Source organism: Ktedonospora formicarum, assembly GCF_016587355.1.
Classification (GTDB): Bacteria; Chloroflexota; Ktedonobacteria; order Ktedonobacterales; family Ktedonobacteraceae; genus Ktedonobacter; species Ktedonobacter formicarum.
The window spans coordinates 101,521-123,309 of sequence record NZ_BNJF01000004.1 but is presented as its reverse complement, the minus strand read 5'-3'; the positions used below and the strand labels follow the sequence as shown (position 1 = coordinate 123,309).

At 48.8% G+C, this 21,789-nt stretch carries 17 protein-coding genes; 8 read left to right on the top strand and 9 right to left on the bottom strand.

What is annotated here, in order from left to right; genetic code table 11:
- Positions 1-19: 19 nt before the first annotated feature.
- The 4 genes from K3T82_RS32065 to K3T82_RS32050 all read right to left on the bottom strand — a co-directional run bounded on the left by K3T82_RS32065 (position 20) and on the right by K3T82_RS32050 (position 4,056).
- Positions 20-1,075, bottom strand: coding sequence for a LacI family DNA-binding transcriptional regulator (locus K3T82_RS32065; protein ID WP_220197613.1), 1,056 nt, complete (start codon positions 1,073-1,075; stop codon positions 20-22).
- A gap of 100 nt (positions 1,076-1,175) precedes the next feature.
- Positions 1,176-2,366 carry an RNA-guided endonuclease InsQ/TnpB family protein gene (locus tag K3T82_RS32060; protein ID WP_268886699.1) on the bottom strand — a complete coding sequence of 397 codons (1,191 nt, stop codon included), beginning with the start codon at positions 2,364-2,366 and terminating at the stop codon, positions 1,176-1,178.
- 714 nt (positions 2,367-3,080) lie between these two features.
- Entirely contained in the window at positions 3,081-3,266 is a 186-nt protein-coding gene (locus tag K3T82_RS32055) for a hypothetical protein (RefSeq protein ID WP_220197612.1), read from the bottom strand.
- A gap of 184 nt (positions 3,267-3,450) precedes the next feature.
- Positions 3,451-4,056, bottom strand: a complete 606-nt coding sequence (locus tag K3T82_RS32050) for a polysaccharide deacetylase family protein (RefSeq protein WP_220197611.1) — start codon at positions 4,054-4,056, stop codon at positions 3,451-3,453.
- A gap of 706 nt (positions 4,057-4,762) precedes the next feature.
- Here K3T82_RS32050 and K3T82_RS32045 point away from each other — a divergent pair.
- From K3T82_RS32045 to K3T82_RS32020, 6 genes are all read left to right on the top strand, one after another.
- On the top strand, positions 4,763-6,205 hold the full coding sequence (locus K3T82_RS32045; RefSeq protein WP_220197610.1) for a glycoside hydrolase family 10 protein: 1,443 nt from the start codon (positions 4,763-4,765) through the stop codon (positions 6,203-6,205).
- A gap of 267 nt (positions 6,206-6,472) precedes the next feature.
- Positions 6,473-7,759, top strand: coding sequence for an extracellular solute-binding protein (locus K3T82_RS32040; RefSeq protein ID WP_220197609.1), 1,287 nt, complete (start codon positions 6,473-6,475; stop codon positions 7,757-7,759).
- 255 nt (positions 7,760-8,014) lie between these two features.
- On the top strand, positions 8,015-8,989 hold the full coding sequence (locus tag K3T82_RS32035; RefSeq protein WP_220197608.1) for a carbohydrate ABC transporter permease: 975 nt from the start codon (positions 8,015-8,017) through the stop codon (positions 8,987-8,989).
- Positions 8,990-9,001: 12 nt separating this feature from the next.
- Complete coding sequence (locus tag K3T82_RS32030) at positions 9,002-9,868, top strand: carbohydrate ABC transporter permease (RefSeq protein ID WP_220197607.1); 867 nt, start codon at positions 9,002-9,004, stop codon at positions 9,866-9,868.
- Between the two features lie 240 nt (positions 9,869-10,108).
- Positions 10,109-10,669, top strand: a complete 561-nt coding sequence (locus K3T82_RS32025) for a hypothetical protein (RefSeq protein WP_220197606.1) — start codon at positions 10,109-10,111, stop codon at positions 10,667-10,669.
- 110 nt (positions 10,670-10,779) lie between these two features.
- Positions 10,780-11,289 carry a hypothetical protein gene (locus K3T82_RS32020; RefSeq protein ID WP_220197605.1) on the top strand — a complete coding sequence of 170 codons (510 nt, stop codon included), beginning with the start codon at positions 10,780-10,782 and terminating at the stop codon, positions 11,287-11,289.
- 117 nt (positions 11,290-11,406) lie between these two features.
- On the opposite strand, the gene K3T82_RS32015 is transcribed toward K3T82_RS32020, so the two are convergent.
- Both K3T82_RS32015 and K3T82_RS32010 read right to left on the bottom strand, forming a co-directional pair.
- Entirely contained in the window at positions 11,407-12,093 is a 687-nt protein-coding gene (locus K3T82_RS32015) for a CDP-diacylglycerol diphosphatase (protein WP_220197604.1), read from the bottom strand.
- Positions 12,094-12,309: 216 nt separating this feature from the next.
- Complete coding sequence (locus K3T82_RS32010; protein WP_220197603.1) at positions 12,310-12,852, bottom strand: AAA family ATPase; 543 nt, start codon at positions 12,850-12,852, stop codon at positions 12,310-12,312.
- Between the two features lie 607 nt (positions 12,853-13,459).
- Here K3T82_RS32010 and K3T82_RS32005 point away from each other — a divergent pair.
- Positions 13,460-14,782, top strand: coding sequence for an MFS transporter (locus tag K3T82_RS32005; RefSeq protein ID WP_220197602.1), 1,323 nt, complete (start codon positions 13,460-13,462; stop codon positions 14,780-14,782).
- A gap of 146 nt (positions 14,783-14,928) precedes the next feature.
- Here K3T82_RS32005 and K3T82_RS32000 read toward each other — a convergent pair whose 3' ends face one another.
- Positions 14,929-15,678: an SDR family oxidoreductase gene (locus tag K3T82_RS32000; RefSeq protein WP_220197601.1), complete on the bottom strand. Its 750-nt coding sequence runs from the start codon at positions 15,676-15,678 to the stop codon at positions 14,929-14,931.
- 200 nt (positions 15,679-15,878) lie between these two features.
- On the opposite strand from K3T82_RS32000, the gene K3T82_RS31995 reads away from it, so the two are divergent.
- On the top strand, positions 15,879-16,514 hold the full coding sequence (locus K3T82_RS31995) for a TetR/AcrR family transcriptional regulator (protein ID WP_220197600.1): 636 nt from the start codon (positions 15,879-15,881) through the stop codon (positions 16,512-16,514).
- A 192-nt stretch (positions 16,515-16,706) separates the two neighbouring features.
- Here K3T82_RS31995 and K3T82_RS31990 read toward each other — a convergent pair whose 3' ends face one another.
- Positions 16,707-18,380: an FAD-dependent monooxygenase gene (locus K3T82_RS31990; protein ID WP_220197599.1), complete on the bottom strand. Its 1,674-nt coding sequence runs from the start codon at positions 18,378-18,380 to the stop codon at positions 16,707-16,709.
- A 180-nt stretch (positions 18,381-18,560) separates the two neighbouring features.
- On the bottom strand, positions 18,561-21,731 hold the full coding sequence (locus K3T82_RS31985) for a winged helix-turn-helix domain-containing protein (protein ID WP_220197598.1): 3,171 nt from the start codon (positions 21,729-21,731) through the stop codon (positions 18,561-18,563).
- Between the last annotated feature and the right edge of the window lie 58 nt (positions 21,732-21,789).

Sequence of the window (21,789 nt, the reverse complement as noted above, 5' to 3'; positions counted from 1 at the left end):
CTTCTTTATCACACAAGACTTACTCGGTTAGAGCGCGTGGAACATGGCATGATTCACGAATGACGAGCCTGGTGGACAATTCAACACGCTCTACTTCTGACTTTGGATTGGCAATATATTTTAGGAGCAGATTGGCCGCGCTACGCCCCATTTCGACCAGGGGCTGACAGACGGTCGTGAGTGGTGGATGCACATGCGCCGCTTGTGGTACGTCATCAAAGCCAATAATTGAAAGATCATCGGGAATCCGAAAGCCGAGATCGCGCGCCGCCTCCATCGCACCAAAGGCCATGACGTCGTTCGAGACGAACAATGCCGTGGGTGGCTTAGGTAAGCTGAGAAGATGCTGAGCGCAGTGATAACCCTGAGGTTGCAGGAAATTGCCCTCACTTACCAGTTCTGGATCAAAGGGGATGCCATGCTCAGCGAGCGCGGCCTGATAGCCTGCCAAGCGTTCCGGCGAGCAACCATAGGCCATTTCCCCCGTGATAAAACCGATTCTGCGATGCCCTAAGCCAATTAAATAACTGCAAGCATCATAACCTCCCTTCTGGTTTGTCGTAATGATAGAAGGAACATAGCGGTTATAACCCTGATAATCTATCAATACGTAAGGGAATTTGCGCTGCTGCAAGGTCTCCAGATAGGCTTTTTCATTCCGAGGCACAATCAGAATAAGGCCATCAGCAAAATCGTGCGTGAGTTTGGTCACATAGGCGGCTTCCTTGTATTTCTGGCGATGAGTTGTATAGAGCATCAGGTTATAGTTATGGGCTTCGAGTTCCTCATCAATTCCCCGGATGATCTCACCCATATAGCCAGTATTGAGATGATCGACCAGTAAACCCACGACATGTGAAGAACCTCTCGCCAGGCTGCGGGCAGAGACGTTACTGACATAGCCGAGCTGTGTCATTGCCTGTAAAACGCGCTCGCGTGTTTCCACATTCACATTGTTTTTATTATTGAGCACACGTGATACGGTGGAATGCGATACTCCCGCCTTCTCGGCCACATCGAAAATAGTTACATCGCGTGCGAGGCCATTTTTATCACTCGTTATTTTTCGATTCAATGGAAGTCCCTTCTCAATGGTGCCTGGAGCGTGCAAGCGGTTACATAACACTACCTTTATCAATACTCTATACTGCCTTTCTCAATCTACTCAAAAGTGCTCACGCACAGTCGAATAGCTTCAATTGCTGCACTTGTCCCTGACAGGAAGCCTCCTCGACTCCTCCGCTGCTTTGGATCGTATGCAGCACACCGCACTCAGGCTGAGTGTGTGGCCCTAGCCGGGCAAGGAACCTCGTCAGAATGTTTCGAGCGCTATTGTCGTCTCGATCCATCACGAGTCCACATTCCACGCAAGCATAGGTTCTCTTCCACAATGGCATGGCTTGTAGATGTCCACAGCTACTACATTGCTTGGAGGTGTTGCGCTCATCTAAGAACTGAAGGTCTTTCCCATACAACTGGCATTTGTATGTGAGCATGTGCATGAAGGTAGCGAGTCCCCATTCATTAAAAACTGCTCGATTCAGATGCTTGTTGCGCTTGCGATGCTCTTTCATGACCATTTGCCTTTGGGAAAGGTCTCCGACCACAACGGTTCTCTCAACCATTTTGTGGGCTATGAGATGGGATGCCTTATGCAGGCTATCTCGCTGCTTCTTGCGTTTTTTCTCGCTCACGCGCTTGTACACCTGAGAAAGATGCTTATAGCGGCGTGACTTTTTCTTACATGTGTCTCGCTTCGATCTGATCTTATCCAGTTGGCGGGTATACCACTGTCTTCCTTTGCACCCGCCAATGTGGTAGAACCTGCCTTGTTCATTGACGCCGGTTGCCAGTGTCTTGATTCCTAGGTCAAAGGCAACCACTCCATCGTACTCACACGACTCTCCCCCACGATCAGCCACGAATGAGGCGTAGTAGTTGCCTCTGGCGTCCCGACTAATGGCAACCTCTCTGTATCCTTCAGGTGGTATTTCTGTGAGATGGGCGACAATGTTGGGATATCGCTTGTTTTTGCCCTTCCCTCCTGTCGGCAAAATGAGCGTATCACCTTCAACCTTGATGTACATGGCTGGATAGCAGAGCGTGAAGAAAGAGTGGCATGGGCGCACTCGCGGGAAGCCCGGTGTTTCGCCTGCTTTCACTCTGCGGTAAAAGGCTTTCATGGCAGAGTCAAGACGAAAATACACCTCATGAAGCAATTTGCCGTACACCTGAATAAGCTCAGGATCATGGACCTTGCTCGCTTGCAGGCTCTTCTTGGCTTCATAGAGATTCCACTTCTCGCCCTCTCGGAGCCTCATCACCTGCCAGTTATAGAGTAGGGTAGACTGGGAGCGAGGTTTCACTTGCTTGCTCCTTTTCTCTCAGTCTCCCTCAGAACCGAACTTGAACCTTTCGACTCATCCGGCTCGCCAGTGATGTTCAAGGTTCGATGCCTACGTTCCTGTAGGCCACGTTCTTGAATGATACTCAGGACGGTTTCGGCTGTCCTTATCTCAAGTACCTCGCTTTTCTGAGTATCTCATCACCTCACCCCCTTTGCCGTGTAGAAAGCTTTCCTTTCCTCTGACTACTATGGGATGTCCGTCATCGTGGGGATCTCTCCCTGTAGATGATCCTATGGTACGTCATCGTAGTACGTCCGAGCGCGACGTAGGTAACCCATTCATCTCTTTAGGTGGCTTCGTTAGCCATCGCTCATGAGAAAGAGGTTGCAGGGGTCGCGGACTCAGGCCCTTGCATCTCATGACATTGGTTTCAAGCACTCTACCAATGGGGGAATGTGAACCCCAATGGAGATTGGGTTTCAAGCAGTTTAGCCTTTACCATATCGCGCGGGTCTTGCGAGGCGCATCTTACAGTGCTTTCAGATACCTCTCGCGTTATCGGCATGCTACTGTCCCCTTAGCCTTTTCAGGCCAAAGGTGAGCCGTCAACCCTAGAACATTCCTCTCAGTTCTACCTGGTTGGGCCAGGGATACTACGATGCGCCTCATAGCGCACGCCCCCGGCACTTCCCCTGCATGAACTCAAACGTGGCGGCGTCCTGCTCACTCACCTTAATCTTGATCTTTGTACAAAGCAGCATGGTGGCGAGTTCCTTCCCGTTGCAAACGTTCAAGCTCCTGCGAGACAAGACGATCAAGAACATCAAGCATACTCTCCTCTGAGAGCGCCGCAACCAGTTTTAATTTCCTTTGTGTGTCCTTGCGAATGCGCAAGTTGCTGTACTCATTTGCATTCATGTATGCATTGTATCATGCTGGAATGGGAAGGGCAAATGTGTTTGTCTTACCTATGTTAGAACACATTTGAGCATGAAATGAATCACTGTTGTTAACTCCTGAGACTGTCAAGCGCTGATGATACCGCTTTCGTCATGGCTGGAGATAAAGGGCTATAAACTTTTGTAGTATGGTAACGCGGTTCTTAGCGCTTGAGATCCGTGAGCATCTGGGGGATTGTCACCAGTTGCAATCCGCGTTCCTGTAAACCTTCAATGATGGTTGGGAGGGCCGCGACCGTATTCGCTCGATTGCCGTTGCCTTCATGAAGCAAGAAAATTGCTCCATTGTCAGCGGCGTCAAGGATACTCTCGGCAATCTGAGTTGATGATGGTTGGGGGTCATGCCAATCGCTGGCGTCCGCGCTCCAGGTAATGACTGTCAGATCAAGTTGGTTGGCTATCGTAATGACCTTCGGAGTATATTCTCCGTAAGGAGGGCGGAAGATAGTTGTGATTGTTTCTGCTACACTCAGGATTGAGCTTTGCGTCCGCGCCAGTTCTTCATAGATGGCCGTGGACGGGAGGGTTGGGAGGTGGGGGTGCGTGAACGTATGGTTCCCAATGGCGTGCCCCCCGGTGAGCGTCCGTCGCACATACATAGGATATTGCGCGACATTTTGTCCTATGAAAAAAAATGTCGCTTGAACGCTATACTTTTCGAGAATAGCCAGGATTTGTTGGGTGTAGATACCAGGGCCATCATCAAACGTCAAGGCGACCTTTGGTAAAGCACGATTCCCATGAGTCATACTCAAATTTATCACCATCCCATTTGGGCCAGGTCGAGCTCCTTTGGCGGCGTGGCGGTCAGCTTGCTTGCCGGGGAGGTGAATGCTAGAGTTTGGATTTGTCCATGCCGAAGAAACCAACAGCCCAATTAGCTATCTTCATTGATGTGGTATGATAGCGCTCACATGACGTTAATGAAGATATACTCTATTCTCGGGCCTGTTGTCAAGATTTCTGTTAAAAGAAATGATAACGCTATCATTTCTCTCATGCGAATTTACCACACACCTATTTAGCAAAAGCCATGCTGACAAGCTCGCAATTCCCCTCTCTTCTTCAAAAATTTGCTATTTTGTAAGGCGGAATCCCTCCATATCATTTTGCAAGCGCTATCAGCTTTTTCTCAGTAAAGGCTTGACATCATACCAATAATAGAGTATATCTTGATTAGTGTTATGAAAGCGCTATCATAAATTTTGCCAATTCCGAGTAGCAAAGAGTATACCTTTCTTTCGCAAGACGCCATTGTCTGGGATGCTTCGGCGTCAAGGCGTGTATGCTTTTCGAGTACGGTAGAAAGAAAGAGGCTTGGAGGAGCTAAGCCTCTCATCCAGTACCTAACATGGCTGTATGTACTGACGATGTGAGGAGTGAATAACATATGTACTTGAAAGCAGTTTCGTCTCAAGTGGACACCTTGATGGAAGGACAGAAAGGAAAACAAGGATGTTTTGTCGTGTTCTGCACAAAAGAGTATTTATTATTCCACTTGGGTTGTTGCTTTTCACTGCGATCAGTAGTTTGTTTTTTACCAGAGCGTTAGCCGCTACTACTCTTGGTGCCGCGGCTGCGGCGCAGGGTCGGGTCTTCGCGGCAGCCGTTGAGGGCAATCGACTTGGCACCACACCCTATACCACTGTCTTTGACCGTGAGTTTGCTGGTACGACTCCTGGCAACGAGATGAAATGGGATACCACCGAACCATCGCGAGGATCATTTAATTTTGCCCCTGCCGATGCCATTGTGAGTCATGCCCAGAGCCACAGCATGAAGATTCGCGGTCATACACTGGTCTGGTACAGTCAGCTTCCTGGTTGGGTCAGCAATATCAGCTCTGGTTCTGATCTTTTGCAGGCTATGAACAACCATGTGACTACTGAGGTAACGCACTTTCAGGGAAAAATCTGGTACTGGGATGTCGTCAACGAGGCATTTAATGAAGACGGGACACGTCGAAGCAATCCATTCCAGAATCTTATTGGCAATGCTTATATTGAAGACGCTTTCCGGGCCGCACGAGCCGCTGACCCAAACGCCAAATTATGCATCAATGACTATAACATAGAGGGTCAGAATGCGAAGAGCAATGCTGTCTATGCATTGGTGCAGGATTTCAAATCACGGGGTGTTCCAATCGATTGTGTGGGCTTCCAGGCCCATCTGATTGTGGGTCAGGTCCCATCAGATTTCCAGGCTAATCTGCAACGTTTTGCTAACCTTGGTGTTGATGTGCAGATTACAGAACTGGATATTCGTATGCCCACACCGGCCAGCAGCGCGAATCTTCAACAACAGGCTACTGACTATTCGCGGGTTGTCACAGCATGTCTGGCAGTGTCTCGCTGTAACGATATCACCGTTTGGGGCGTGGGCGATGCTGACTCCTGGATTCCAGGCTTTTTCCCTGGGCAGGGAGCTGCCCTCCTGTTCGATGATAACTACAATCCGAAACTCGCTTACAACGCCGTGCTCCAGGTTTTGAATGGAGGCGTGGGCGGCACACCTACACCGACGACGACACCAACACGTACCCCAACGCCGAGTCCTACCTCAACGCCTATTCCGGGGGCTGCATGTAGTGTACATTATGCGATTACCAACCAATGGGCAGGCGGTTTTGGGACTAATGTCACCATCAATAACACAGGGTCATCAACCATCACAAGCTGGTCTCTGGCATGGACGTTTGCCAATGGTCAGGTGATAACTCAACTCTGGAATGGGAGCTATACGCAGTCCGGCAGCTCGGTCATCGTGACCAATGTTTCCTACAATGGCACAATCGCGGTTGGAGGCAACACAAGTTTCGGTTTCAATGGCTCCTGGAGCGGAACGAATAGCATACCGACTACATTTAAGCTCAATGGTGTTACTTGTAATATTGCCTAATTCCCGGCAGCAGTCATCGCCTGTGGGGTCTTTCTGCGGGCGATGATTGTTGGAAAAATATTGATTATGAGCGCTTATTTTGTATGTTTGAAAGGAGTTTTTCCGTTTCTGAGGTATCCCAAATCAGGATGTTTTTCCCAGCTACCTTGAGGATATTCATATCATAGGAAAGTGCGCCTCTCCAAACACCTGTTGATATGAATATGGTTGTTAACTGCCCAACGTCGGGCAACTCTCCATGGACATTTTTGAAGGGAGCATGCAACCTTGAAACGACGCGATTTTCTTATCTCAATGGGCGCGACTGGAGCGGCTCTGACGTTTCCCCTGTCTCTGGCTGCTTGTGGGACTCCTTCCTCATCCGGTGGGTCTGCGACGATTAACTGGTGGCATATTTCCACGACTGATCCAGCCAAATCCAACTGGCAAGATCTCGCGAACCAGTATATGAAGGCTCATCCCAATGTAAAAATCAACATCACCGTCCTTGAAAACGATGCTTTTAAGACAAAACTGACCACTGTCTTGCAGTCGAATCAGCCACCTGACCTCTTTCATAGCTGGGGTGGTGGCGTACTGTACCAGTATGCACAGGCCGGGCTGGTACAGGATCTCACCTCTGCTCTTCAGGGCGAGTGGGGAAATTCATTTAATGCCTCAGCGCTGAACGTTTATGGGCAAAACGGGAAATATTATGGTGTGCCCTTTGACATGGGCGCGGTTGTCATGTTCTACAATAAAGCCCTATTTGCCAAAGCTGGTATTACGCAACTGCCCAGCACCTGGAATGATTTCTTGCTCACTGTGAGGAAGCTGAAGAGCGCGGGAATTACACCAATCGGAATGGGTGAAAAAGACAAATGGCCGGGTCACTACTGGTGGGTCTATCTGGCGACACGAATAGGTGGCAAAAGCGCCTTTGAGAAAGCGTACAATCGCTCTGGCTCGTTTGCCGATCCTCCATATGTCCAGGCTGGTCAACGTTTGAAGGAATTGGTTGCTCTTGAGCCTTTCTCAAAGGGCTATTTAGGCTTAGCCTATACCGATCAGCAAGCGATAATGGGTAATGGGCAGGCGGCGATGGAATTAATGGGACAGTGGGCACCGGGCGGTGACGCTGCCAGCGCGGAGGATAAAAAGGGTCCCGAATTTGGCTTTTTCCCATTTCCGATGGTCGAGGGTGGAGTTGGCAATCCAACCGATGTCATGGGTGGTGGTGGTGGCTTTGCGGTTGGGAAAAATGCTCCTCCAGAGACGATTGATTTTGTGAAATTTTTGACTAATGAAACGAATGCCAAAAATCTCGCCGCGAAAAACATCTCATTACCTCCGATCAAGGGCGCGACCGATTCCCTCGCAGATCCTCTCTCGAAGCAAATCGTTCAGGTGGCTGGAAGTGCTCCATATTACCAACTGTACTATGATCAGTACCTGCCGCCTGCGGTAGGTCAGGTAATTCTAGATCAAACGCAAGGGTTGTTCGCCGGTACTATAACTCCAGAGGCCGCAGCCAAAGCGATTGATGATTCTGTCGCATCCTCACTTAATGCATAAGTTGTGACGTTCCTTGTAAATGTCTCAAGTAGCAGGGTTTTCATTAAAACAGATACGTGGCAACTAGCGCGAATGGGCATAATAAGGAAGTTCATGTGAGACCTCTCGTTCTGGATAGAAGCAGATGGCGTGAGTAACTACTCGTAGAAGACTGGAAATGGTTATTGAGTTGTTCAGGCTGCCGTCTTTTCTGTCCAGAATTGGGACAGGCTCAGGCACATAAAAAAATGCTTAGCAAGCTAAAAGGATGTTCTTATGCAGGTGATTTCTCGTCCTCCTGCGTCTACTGACGCGGACTCGGTTCAATTGTCGACACAGACGCGGCGCAAGAAAAGTCGGCGAGTGGGCACGCTTCTCCTTTTTCTGTTGCCCAGCCTGGTGTTATATTTTGTGTTCATCCTTTTTCCGGTAGTCCAGGCCATCTATTACAGCTTCTATCGCTGGAGTGGATTCGGACCTCTGACAGATTTTATTGGTCTGAAAAACTATGTGACGGCTTTCCAAAACACCACATTTGTAGCGGCTTTTGTCCATAACATTGAGATTCTTGTCCTTTCCCTCATTTTTCAATTAACATTGTCATTCATTCTGGCCCTGGTGATAGGAAAAACGCTACCGGGTCGGGCCATCTTCCGAACCATTTTCTTCATGCCCTTCATTCTCTCCGAGGTGATAGCCGGCTACATCTGGATGTTTATTTATAACCCGAATGGCGGCCTGGTGAATGTGGCCTTGCAGCATATCATCCCAGGGTTCCAGTCGCAAGAGTGGCTAGGGAATCCCAATATTGTGCTACTCTCGATATTTGTCGCCATGATCTGGAAATATTTTGGATTGCATCTGGTGCTCTTTGGGGCTGCGATCCAGAATATCCCAGATGAAATTGTTGAAGCCGCACGTATTGACGGCGCATCGATCTTCCAGGTAGTTCGCTATGTGACGCTTCCTCTCCTGGGCAGTACTGTCCGCCTGAGCATATTCCTCTCCGCGCTGGGATCCCTGCAATACTTTGACCTGATCTGGATCATGAGTAATGGTGGCCCAGTTCACGCGAGCGAAACGATGTCGACCTACCTCTACAAAGCTGGTTTTCAGAGCTTTCAGCTAGGCTATGGTAGTGCTGTGGGCGTGATTATGATGCTCATTTGTTTTGTTTTCTCGATTCTGTATCAGCGTTTCATCATGCAGCGCGATCTGGCTGGTAGCTTAACGGCGGCGGAACAGGTGTAAAGGAGACTATCTATGTATTCAGTACAGCAACGGAGCATCAAGCGGGGAATGGTTTATAGGAATTTAGCACTGCTGGCTCCGCGCTACCTGATATGCGGAGTGGTAGCGTTTTTTGTGCTTATTCCTATTGTGACAGTCGTTATTGGAGGATTCAAGACGAATGGTGAGCTGAATAATGCGCCATTTGCTCTCCCAAGCATCTGGCATTGGGAGAACTTTGCCTCTATTCTTTCCCAGACGAGCTTCTGGCAAGCGCTGGCGAATAGTGGAATTACGATGCTAGCAACTGTGGGTTTGCTTTTGCTTGTTTCCTGTCCAACGTCCTTTGCGTTGTCTCGCATCCCTTTCCGTGGTCGTGAGGTCGTCTTCAACATTATTCTGTTTGGGTTATTGTTTCCGGCATCGATGGCGATTCTGCCACTGTATATCACGCTGCGTAATTTTGGCTTACTCAATACCTTGATCGGTGTGATTCTTCCCCAGACGGCTTTTGCCTTGCCTACAACCATCCTGATTCTACGCAATTTCTTTCGGGCTATTCCACAAGAACTGGAAGATGCAACCTATATTGATGGTGGCTCGACAATCGATTTTTTCTGGAGGATCTTATTGCCTTTAGCCCGGCCTTCATTGGCTGTCGTGAGTATGCTTGTGATGGTTGCGAGCTGGAATAACTTCCTGCTTCCTCTGCTTGTACTTAATGACGCGAACCTATGGACGATGACGATGGGCGTGATGCAATTTCAGGGAGAGCATAGTACCAATCTGGCGCTAACACTGGCATACATTACTCTGGCGATGATTCCTGCCATCGTATTCTATCTCTTTGCGGAACGCCATCTGATCGCTGGCCTAACGGCTGGAGCGGTGAAGGGGTAACCCAGCGTCATGGGTGGGCTGGCTATGCTTCTCATTGCCGTTTGATCTATTATCGTCTATGATGTAATCATGCCAAATGGTCCCGGAGGCGCTGAAGCCAACAACTCATCAACTTATTTGCCAGTGATCATTCCTGCGTTTGCATCTTGCTCCGGTACTTTGGATTAAATCAGGACAAAGGGCCTCCCAAATTTGTAGGTCCTATAGTCTTGAACATGTTTGTCGTGAGCACGGATGGAGATGATGGATAGAACAACCATTACGGCGTTTTTCCAGGAATTAGGCAAAGAGTTGGAGCAGTTAGCGGTTACCCAACCGGTGCGGCTCTTTGTATTTGGGGGGGCTTACCATGTAGTCCATGTGGGGAATCGCTCAGCTACGGAAGATATTGATGTCATACTGCTTGACCATCAAGATACCTTCGCTGATCCGTTGACTGATAAGGTGACCAGAACCTTTAAGAAGGCTGCCAGCACAATCGCGCGTCGGCATCAGATGAAACGACACTGGCTCAATGATGACGCTGCCATCTTTATGCGTGATTATCTTCACGCTCCTGAATTTCAGGAGTTTTGCACCTTTGGACCATTACAGGTGCTCTTTCCAACCAGTGAATGTGGGCTCGCAATCAAGCTATTGATCTATCGTCCAAAGGATTATAGTGATGTAGATGCATTACTGGAGCAAGTGGGTATAGAGACGCGTGAGCAGGCACAGGCCCTCCTTGACCGCTTTATTCCTGATCACCGCTGGCAAGACGAGTATAATGTTGAGCAAACATTGCGAGAATTTTTTGGCTAGCACAAGTGAGGTTGGTAGATTGAAGTTGGCGTCACCTTGCATCATTCGTTCGTCCGGTGGCCAATTTTCGTTTTGCCCATGGTATAATTTGGGGTAGAGGAGTGGAATATATGATGCGTGAGGCATACTCAATGGAGCTAACATCTACCATCAATTCGATAGAGATTCAAGAGCAGTGGGGCGATTCGCAACTGTATACCCTTGCCCATGCTTATGAACTCATGCTGCATGGAGAGCGTGAGTGGACCGCGCTTGGCAATTTCATGAATGATTTTTTTCACTATTTTGTGGATCAGCGCCAGGTTCTTCTTGATGAGCCTGTAAAAGAACCAGAGATAGCTTCACTTGAGCAGCATCGCTGGGCAGTGTTCTGTGCTGCCTCGGCTGAGCATCTGGCAACAACCTATAGCCTGCTGGTACCAGCGTGGGCGCAAGAGCCTTCCCTGGCGTGCCTGACTGAGCGCTGGTATCTCTCGCCACGTGCGCTGAAAAATGAGGCAGTCCGAGCGTACTACGATGAGAGTACGCCGCGTGCCTTCACGCGCAGAAATATCTTCTGTGGTGAGCGGGTCTTTCTCTACAAGACGGAGCGTCCTCAAAGTCTTCCCAAAATAGCATAGGTAAGAACACAAAGGGCTCTCTTACCTATGCCTTTCCACTTGTTTATGGGAATCTTCTAGTGTCTGTCATTTAATGTGTGTTATCCCTTTTTTCAGCTTATTGTTGTTGTTATGGATCTAACACTTTACAAGCAGCCGTTCGCCATCACTTATGCCATTTTTGTTCAGTTCTTGTGAGACAGTGTCGCTATTGAGAACGTAAAACCCTCCCTTATTCCTCTTTATCACGATCAGTGTCTGGTAATCCATATTTGTTTGATGCTGCCCAATCATATAATACACGCACTTGAAGAGATTGGTTATAGCGAGATCGCTGTCATTCTCAAACTTGAACACACGGTAATATTTTGCTCCGATGTGGCTATTGAGTTCCATGACTTTGTGATTCGGCCACTTATCGATGCTGCTCTCTTTGCTCTCAAGTGCTCCCTTTATGGTGCTATCAATACATTGCACATGGATATGTAATTGATCAAAATCGCGGGTGCGTGCTCCACTTCCAGATTGCTTTGCATTGATTGCCATGCCAATCTTCTCCTTTTCTTTGGAGAGGAATGGGAGGGCTAGCTTCGTCCACGCAAAATTCCAGTAATTGGGGGTTGTACCATCCCAGGCAGCAGGACATTCAATGCCAGAAACACAAGTTGTCGCGACTAAAAGATCAGGTGTAACCGCATCGTAAGGCGAGAGTGCATATCCCTGTTTAGGATCGATCCATTTGCAGTGATTTGGGTCGCTCTCGCAATCATGAACACGTTTTTCTATATTTTTCCAAAGCGGATCGGTTGTGACGCAGCAAGCCATTTATTATTCTCCTTTCGAGAGATCAGGAACATGAATTGAGACCAATGCAGGTAGTCTCATTATCATTCTACGCTTCGTCACATACTGTAATTGTGTATTGCTACCGATGGATTCTCTCTTCCTTGAGCCATATTGCGTCGATGAGGGGCGCTTAGTAGCTATGTGCAAGCGTCCCCTTCTAGCCTTCAACTAAAAGGGGGTATAATTCGTTTTCTATTAACCATTATTCATCCAATTTATAATGCGATGGACTCGCTGTGAAATTGCTTCAGGAGCCACTTTTATCAGATTGTAACCCAATGATGCGTAGGTTTCAGCATGGATTTTCTCGAAAAGGAGCGACTCTTCAAACGTGATTTTTCGGGCCTCGGTGGGTTGGCAGAATCCAAGGTGTTCAAGAAAGAATACTTGTCTCTGATAAATATTCTCGCGCTCAATTCTTTCCAGTTCTTCTAATAGGCAATCAGAGGGAGGATATCCTAGATATCGACTCAAGGCTAAGGTGCATATTGGCGAACGATCGTATATTTGTGATTCATCAGGAAACATTGAGGCCTCTATTTGCCTCATTTTTTGTAGGCTGGTAATCATATCAATAAAATTAGCCCGCCTCCACGGCTCAAGATTGCCACGCCCGTGCTCAAGGGTGATTATGTCAGTTGCGGCTTCCTCCACTACCGAATAACCTTGCCTTTTCAACGCATGAAGAAGCGAGGTTTTTCCCGAGCCTGGTGTGCCTGTAAGAATGTATCGTTTCATAGATGTCATCCTTGCATTAAACGCTCTGAATATGATACTCTCTCTTCTGCTTTTGAGCGAAACCCCAAAAAACAAGGGTTGTGTATTTTGATGAGAGGGCGATGTGTTATCAAGTGTAAGTGGTGATAGTTAAGGATTCTTTGGAGTAGTGATTGAGGGGTTGTGATGGAAGGTGAAAATAAGGGAGCATTTCGCGATCAGTCACAAAAGACTCTAATAATTATACCTGATGTGGATGGAAAAGTCAATATGATCTCTTGCCATCTTGCCATGGAAAGAACGGAGGGTGTTCTAACACTGCTTTAGAGATATCATTCCCTTTTGAGTCAGATTTGACGTTATACTTCTGATAGATTGATTAATCTATTGACTGTCGTAAAGAGCCCCAAAATTCATTAGTGTTATTTATTACTCTTGACAGATAAATGAGTGTCAGATATTCTCTGTATGAGTTATTACTCAGTAATATGAGCATAGGCTCAGTGCAGCTTTAAATTATTAGGAGTGGAGCAGATTGCAAAGCTGTGATGATGCTCTTTTTTCTAACGAGAGGCTCTGAGGCCAGGAACCAGATTCATTGATATTGTGAAGAGGAAAAGGAACGCTTATGGATGAGCCAATAGCTTCGCAGAAGCAAACTTCACTCATCGCCAACCGAAATTATGCATTACTCTGGATTGGGCAAGCATTTTCTTTGGTTGGTGATTATTTTTTTTCAGCGACGATCGCGATATGGATCATTGATCGATTGGCGAGAGGGGCGAGTTGGTTGCCGTTAGCGACAGGCGGGGTGGCGATGGCTGCGACGCTGCCTTCGCTCGTTGTTGGCCCTCTGGCTGGAGTCTTTGTGGATCGTTGGTCGCGACGGTTTACAATGATCTGGACGGATGGGATACGGCTGGCATTGGTCTTAATATTTCTGTCACTCTCCCTGTCAGTCACGAATAATGTCGTCTTGCTTATCAGTTGTTTATTCATACTTTTATTGATCGCGAGTGGGCAGCAGTTCTTTGCTCCAGCCCGTGTTGCCGTGGTAGCAGATGTGGTACCTCGCGAGCAGCATCCCCAGGCTTATGGTTCTCTACAGCAGGCGAACTATCTCGCGCAGATTATTGGCCCGTCGTTGGCGGCTCCGCTTTATATCGCCTTTGGTCCTACATGGGCTTTTGGGTTAAACGCTCTCTCGTTTCTTGTCTCATTTCTGGTCATTATGGCAATCAAGCTCCCAATAATAAAGGAGGATACGGCAAAGGAGAAGCAGGGATTTTGGTCTGAGTTTATGGAGGGCCTGCGCTTCTTTGTGGGGAGTCGTATTCTTATTACGTTACTTATTAGTGGCATGATTTTTATGTTCGGTGGGATGGCATATAACTCCTTTGAGTACCTCTACGGAGTAGAGAATTTGCATATACCCGAAGTCTGGCTAGGGTTATATGTTGGGAGTTTTGGTATAGGTGTGGTGTTGGGGCTTCCATTCATTGGGTACCTAGCAAAGCGCTTCACCGAAGTGCAGGTGCTCTGGATTGGTTTGATCTGTAGTGGCGTCGTGATGATGATTCTCTCAAGGAGCACCACCATGATTCCAGGTATGATTTGTGGTTTCTTATTTGGTGTTTTTAGCTCCTGCATATTCGTTTCTGTACGACCATTGACTGTCCTGGTGACGCCTCGCAAATTGATTGGGCGTGTCATGGCTTTTGAGACACCAATGATTACCGTCGCGTCCCTGACAGGAGGTTTGCTTGCTAGTACACTCGCCTCGACGCTTCTGGCTAATTTAGATGTTACAGTCTCAGGCATGAATTTTGGTCGCCTTGATACTATCTTTCTTCTGATAGGGATCATGAGTATTAGCGCGGGAATCTTCGCGCGGTTGACCCTTTACCGAGCTGTGAAGAAGTATCGAGCTGAGCAGGCAAATGCCGGCTAGATTTGCAGATCTTAAATGCATACAGGAGGTATGCAAAGGCTGAGTGGCCGCTTGTGTAATGTGATCGACCAAGAACAAAGAGCGTTCGCAGGAGCCTGGATTGAGGGACGAGCGAACGCTCTCTAATTAAGAAACAGGCGAAATACCTAGAGTCTATTGAAAAGCATCCCGCCTTCAGCATAGATCTCAGAACCAACCACGAAGGAGGAATCCGAGGATGCGAGGAACAGAGCAACCTTGGCGATCTCCTCAGATGTTCCTAATCGTTTGACAGGCGAACGTTGCCCAATATGTTGTTTGAACGCGGCATATTGTTCTGGTGAGAAACTTCCCAGGATTGGGGTTTCGGTTGGGCCAATCGTGATGGTATTGACGCGAATACCACGCTCAATTAACTCAGAGGAGAGAGAGCGAGAGAGCGAGTGGATCGCGGCTTTGCTTGCCGAATAAATTGAACTGCCAGGAATTGCCATGTGGGCGTTGATCGAGCCATTGATAATGATGGATGCTCCATCATTCAAAAGGGGCAAGGCTTTCTGAATGGTGAAGAATGCCCCTTTAAAATTGGTGTTGATGACCGCATCAAAGTCTTCTTCCGTGACTTTCCCAAGCATGCCTTGAATGACAATACCTGCATTGACAAAGAGAATATCTAAATTGCCAAAGGTGGCTTTTGTTTGCGCCATCAGCTCATCAATATCACTGAGCTTTGAAACATTCGAGGGAACAGTCAGCACACCTTCACCCAATTCTTTCTCGACAACCGCTAATGTTTCACGGTTGCGCCCTGAGATCACGACTTTTGCACCCTGGGCATGAAACTCCTTGGCAGTAGCGAGGCCGATGCCGCTATTGCCTCCAGTTACCAAAGCCACTTTTCCTTGAAGTTTAGACATAGATATATCCTTTCGATAAAGAGGTCGAGAGACAGGCTTATCTGTCCTTTTCGAACAGACGACCACCAGACTAGAGAGCATGAAGGAGAACTCGCCTGTATCGGCTACTTTATGGTATAGTATTAGCGGACGACAATCCGTTTCTTAGGACATTATACGGACGACAATCCGTTTTGTCAAGAGGACATAGGAGGCTTTACATGGAGCGACCAGGGAAGGCTGTTGAGCTGAAACAGAGGCGTGAAGAGCGTCGTGACGCAGTAGCTAATAAGCAGCAGTTGCTGCAAACAGCGCAGGAGCTTTTTGCAGAGCGTGATATTGAGTCGGTCACGATGACGGAAATTGCAAAAGCGGCTGGCGTTGGGCAAGGAACTCTATATCGACATTTTGCCCACAAAGGGGAACTTTTAGAAGCATTACTTACCCCACATTTTGAGCAATTTCAGAAAGAGGCGAAGGGCAATTTTGGTTTTGAGCAGGGTGAGGCACAACCAATTCAGCTCATCTATCTGTTCCTCAAGAAGTTCGCGCGCTTCATTGAAGAGCATACAACGTATCTGTTGGCTTTATACAGGGCATATCAGGCGCAGGAGGATCGGAGTTTTTATCAGTGTGAAGGGTTTACCTGGAACAGGGAAAGAGTTGTATTCTATTTCCAAATTGCCGTGAAGATGGGGGCATGTCGTGCAGATCTGGATTGCGAGTACCTCGCGGAGTGCTTGTTGGCGGCGATTCAGGTGGACCTCTACCTCTATCAGCGGCATACGCTTGGTTGGAGTGAAGAGCGCATTGTGAATGGTCTTGCTCAACTTCTTGACGGTCTGGCCGTACATTGAGGTATTAATTGCGAATGTGCTTGAGTTGGAACGCCTATGGTTTTTGGGAGAACAGTGAGTCAGAGTCTCTTTTTCGTAGGCTGCTCTCGAAGAAAGCACACACCTCTGCGATGCTTCAGAGATGCGTGCTTGAGGATGCCTTCAATCTGTGTCATCGTCGATGGAAAGTTCGATCTCGTTGATATCGCTATTTTAAACGTAAATGGTGTCGCGGGACAAAATGTGGGTTATGGTCCGCTCAAGTTCTTGTCGGGGATGACTATGTTGTTGACGTGAGCGCCAGGCAACGAAGCCATCTGGACGTACTAAGAGAGCACCTTGAGTCGAGATACCTGCCTTGTTTCGCCAGTGGTCATCAGGGTCTCGCAGATCACCAGCGGGATTGATGCGATAGGCACATAGATCAATGCCTAGCCGTTGCGCGACAAGGGGCGCGGCCTGGTACCACGCATTGCCGTCCGTGCCAGTTAAGAGTACGAAGCCTTTGCCGAACAGATCAAGTGTCGAGATGCGCTTACCCTCGTACTCGATCCAGGCATGTGGGGCACGTGTTCCGGGGCGTCCGTCGAGTCCAAGCTTGCCGGAAAGTAACTGCCAAACGATGCCCCTGGCTGTTGTACCATCCGATATTACAGCCTTTGAAGCGTATTCATAGCCATAGCCGAGAAGGCGTGGTGCTCTGCGTATCATAGGGAGAAGTGCGGTCATTTTACTTTTTGAGAGTAAGCCTCTTGCATCGGCTGCTGCGGCTGACTCATCAGCCGCCAGGTACCCAACAGGGCGACGTTCGACATCATAGGTGTTCAGCAGGGTTGGTCCGGCCTGCCTTTTTAGGACTGCCGCGAGTTTCCAGGCTAGATTATGTGCGTCGGCGATACCTGTATTTGCTCCCTGCCCTCCCCATGGGGGCATCTGGTGAGCGGCGTCACCCGCGAAGAAGACATGCCCATGTTGAAAGTTGTCAACAACGCGCATAGCGGACTCCCATGGTAGGATGCTCTTGATTTCAAGCTTAATTTCCGGCATTCCCAAGGCCAGGCGCAAAAGCTTTTCGCAGCGTTCGAGTGGATAATCTTCGGCTCTTTCGCCTTTAGCGTAGTCATAGGAAATGTGGAAGACCCAGCGATCACTGTTATTAATCGAGGTGAACAGCCCTCGAACTTCAGGGCGATCAATGATGCATAAGCTAAATTTGCGACCGCGTACAAGCTCTCTCAAATCTGCTTGAAACAGGACGTTCAGCAGATGACCCAGTGAGCCTCGCCCGCTGGTCGTTGCGCCAAGTATCGAGCGTGTTCGGCTGTTTGCGCCATCGGCAGCGATCATATAATCAGCATGTACGGTATATTCTGCACCACTTTTGCGCTCACGGACTGTAGCTGTTACGCCCGTATCATCCTGCTCAAATGTGCGTAATTCTGTGAAGAAGCGTAGATCACCGCCTCGTTCACGTGCAGCTTGTAACAGAACTGGCTCAATTTTGTCCTGTGTACCGCGTGCCGCTGTGCTTGGGCTAATTTTTGCAAGCATACCGCCGCCTGGAAGTTTCTTTTCTCCATCTGGCTTGCGTGGCCTGGACTCTATGACTTCTCGTAAGGACTGCCCCTGATGGAAACCAAAGGTATCGGCCAGTTCCGCGCCAGCGGCTCTCACTGCGTCGTCTATTCCTAACTCTCGATATAGTTCCATAGTACGACTATTAATGCCGCGTGCTCGCGGATGAATTGAGGTTCCTGCGTGTCGCTCGATCAGGAGGGAGGAAATGCCCTGGTGAGAGAGAAAAAGCGAAGCAGAAAGGCCGACTATTCCGCCACCAACAATCAGGGCTGGTATGTGTATCTCTTTATCCGATGGTCTGTCTTGCATAGACGTTCACTGTCCTTTCATCAATCGTATTGTTGCCTCTGCTGCTCAGTATAGGGATGTTGAGGGAGCGGAACATCACCTGACTGGATGGTTTGAGCAGGTGATTATGAGGGCATGATAGTGAGATTATGTTGAGATGTGAGGGTGTTGGGGAATACAGTATTGTTATGGGAGAGCATCCTACGAGAGTAAATTGAGCGTGCGCGCGACCTCGCTTGCCTCAACGCGGTTGTTTACTTTGAGCTTACGATAAATGCTTTGAACCTGGACCTTTACTGTGTTTACGGAAACGGTAAGCCTCCGTGCGATATCAGGGTTAGAATGTCCAGATGCGAGTAGATGGAGTACCCGCTGTTCCTGTGTGCTGAGTGGCTCCAGAAGGAGAGATTCCGATTCTGTTGTGCTTCTCTGTTGCGCAAAGGCATGTAGTAGACGTTTGAGCATAGCTCGTTGTGCGCCTCCACGTACAATGGGGAGCAGCGATTGCAATAAAGCGGCTAGAGGTTCGCCTTCATTGAGGAAAAGTCGAATATAGCCAGCAGCATGTATATGCGTGAGTAGTGATTGGAGCTGTTGTCGAGCGGTGGGAAGATGCTTGAGCGCTGCATGTGTTAAAGTCATGCATAATTGAATTTCCCATACAGTTCCAGTGCGCCCCTCTAATTGTGCTTGAGGCAGCATCGTTTCAAGGAGATCTAAAGCAGCCTCCGCTTGATCCTGACGAAGTAGCCAGCGGGCTTGGAGCAATGTTTCGCGATTGCGTTGACTGTGTGGAAGTTCATGTACTGGGGTTAGATTTCCCCATATACGCTCGAAGGCCACAAAGTCATCTTGCGCGAGAGCGAGCTGGGCTTGCATTGCTTGAAGCTCGCGCATAAGCCTGCTCCTTTGGGGCAACGCGGCTGGTAGAGAAGTCAATTGCGCGATACAGCGTCTTTGAGCCACCGAGAAATCTCCGTATGCTAGTTCAACATGTGCCAGAATGAGAGTTGCCTGAACCTGAAGTTCGGAATTGTTCAATTGTTGAGCCAGATCGAACGCATCTCGTGCCTGTTGTTCGGCGGTTGCCAATTCATTCCATTCGTAAGAAAGTTGAGCCAGTCCTAACAATGCGTCACATATATCATCGATATCCTCTGCCAATCTGGCTTCATCCAACAGTTGACGGTAAGATTCAGCCGCTTGTTGTAGCTCTCCAAGGGCATAGTAGAGCCCGCTTAACCAGACCGTATTAGCTCGTTTGATGGGGGCATGTCCAAGCGCTTCGCAAAATGCTTGGACCTCTAGAAACGCTTCGAGCGCAGTATTGAGATTGCCCTCTTCTTGCTCACCCATGCCAACAAACCATCGGCTCATCATTCTACTCGCGACTGCTTCTGCTGGCAGCAAGGCAAGGGCTTGCCTTGCGTAACTTGCAGCCTCATGCATTGCTCCTGGTTGCCGGAGAACCATCGCGCGGAAGGCCAAGACCTCACCAAGCCGGGCTTGATTGCCTGAGTGTCGCCAGCCGTTTTCAGCCATTTGAAGGGCTTTCTCCAATTGTTGCATCGCTGGCGGCAAGGGGGCGCTTTGGCGCATGATGGCGACGAAGAGGATGGCTTCCGCGTGGCCCAGGCAGAGCAATGGATGTGCGCTCATGACTTCCTCTGGCAACTGTTCTAGCCAGCGTCGTAAGGTGTGAAATTCGGGGGCCCTCTGGAAAATTGATCTGCCGAAGACAAAATTCTCGCTGGTCTCTAGCAGGTGCTCGATGAGTATTGTGACTCGCCCGATATCCTGGGCCTGGAAGGCTGTTTCGATTGCTTCTGTATACAAGTTCTGTTGTTCGTACCAGAGACTGGCTTTGAGATAGAGTGAACGATATGTTTCTTTGTCCAGGAGGTGTTGGGCCTCGGCTCGCATTGCCTCGGCGAAAAGGGCGTGGTAACGGTACCATGCTTCAGAACCGTCAAGTGCTTCGAGGAATAAGCCAGCCTGCTCTACTTTTTCCAGAAGAAGTTGGCTGTCATGCCGCCCCAAGAGGGCATCGCAGAGCGAGGCAGTGAGGGTGGTAAGAATGCTAGTGCGCAGCAAAAAATGCTGAATCTTCGGTGATTGGACATTGAGGACCTCGGTAACAAAATATTCCTGCAATGAACGCTGATTCCCTGCGAAGCTCTTGAGGACATGTTCGAACTTTGCTTGCTGCGAGCGACTTTGTATGCTTAGTGTCAGGAGTCGCAAGCCAGCAGCCCAGCCTTCGACGCGTGCATTAATCTGGTGTAGAAGCTCATCTGAGAGCGGGATTGGTAATGAGGGAAATAATGTTTGTTGGAAGAAACTTCGTGTCTCTTCTGGTGAGAAGCGCAGTTCTGCTGATTGTATCTCGCACAGTTCTCCTCTGGCTTGCCAGTTTACCAGGGGAAAGGCTGGTCGGCTACGCGTGAGCATAATGATATGCATATCCGGTGGCAGATGATTGAGGAAAAAAGTGAGTGTCTCATGCAGGCGTGTTTCTGTGATCAGGTGATACTCTTCTAGTATTATAATGCCTGTACAGGTATTGCGTGCCAGTTCATTGAGGAATGAGGTAAGGATCGTTTCCAGTGGCTGGAATCCGAGGGAAGGAGAGAGTGTGGGGGAAAGGAGTGCCAATGAAGCGTGACCGATGTGAGGATGAAAACGCTGGCAGGCGGTGATGATTGAGCGCCAGAAGCGTAAGGGATCATTGTCTCCTTCATCTAGCGAGAGCCAGGCAACTGGTATGGTAGTCACACATCGTTCATTGAGCCACTGGCTTACCAGTGTTGTCTTGCCGAAACCAGCGGGTGCGCAAACCAGAATGAGCTTACTTTGCAGCCCCATATCCAGTCTGTCCCAAAGGCGTTCGCGAGCTACAAGCGTTGCTTGCAAGCGTGGTGTGCGAAATTTTGGTTCAAGCGCTGTCGTCTCATAGGGCGGGGATGGATGTGGAATTTCTACCTGCAAGTCTACTTTCAAGTTTACTTTCGGAAGTCCAGGTTCGGGCGTACCAACCTTGTGAGGTACAGTCTGATTGATAAATGACTCAGCCAGTTCTTCCAGGAGCGCGATAGTCAGATCAGCCGTGCGCCCCGCGTATTTCTTGCTTGTTTGTCGGTTCTGGCTGCGATAGGCGTACCAGTAGTCAGTGCCCCGCTTTCGGGCTTCTTTCAGCAAAGTGATATGCCCCTGCCTTCCCTGAAAGGCAAATGATTTCTGTTGCGTAAGCCAGGAGCGCCACCACTTCTCATCTTCTTGGAATGGAGTGTGGGTATTACTGTCTCGCTCTTGTAGCTCATAACGCCCTGTTTCTTCAGACCAGATCAGTAGATAACGCGTACGTTTTGGCATACATCCATCTCGATATTGCTTCTGTATTCCCCAACATCTCTACAAGAAGGAGTATAGC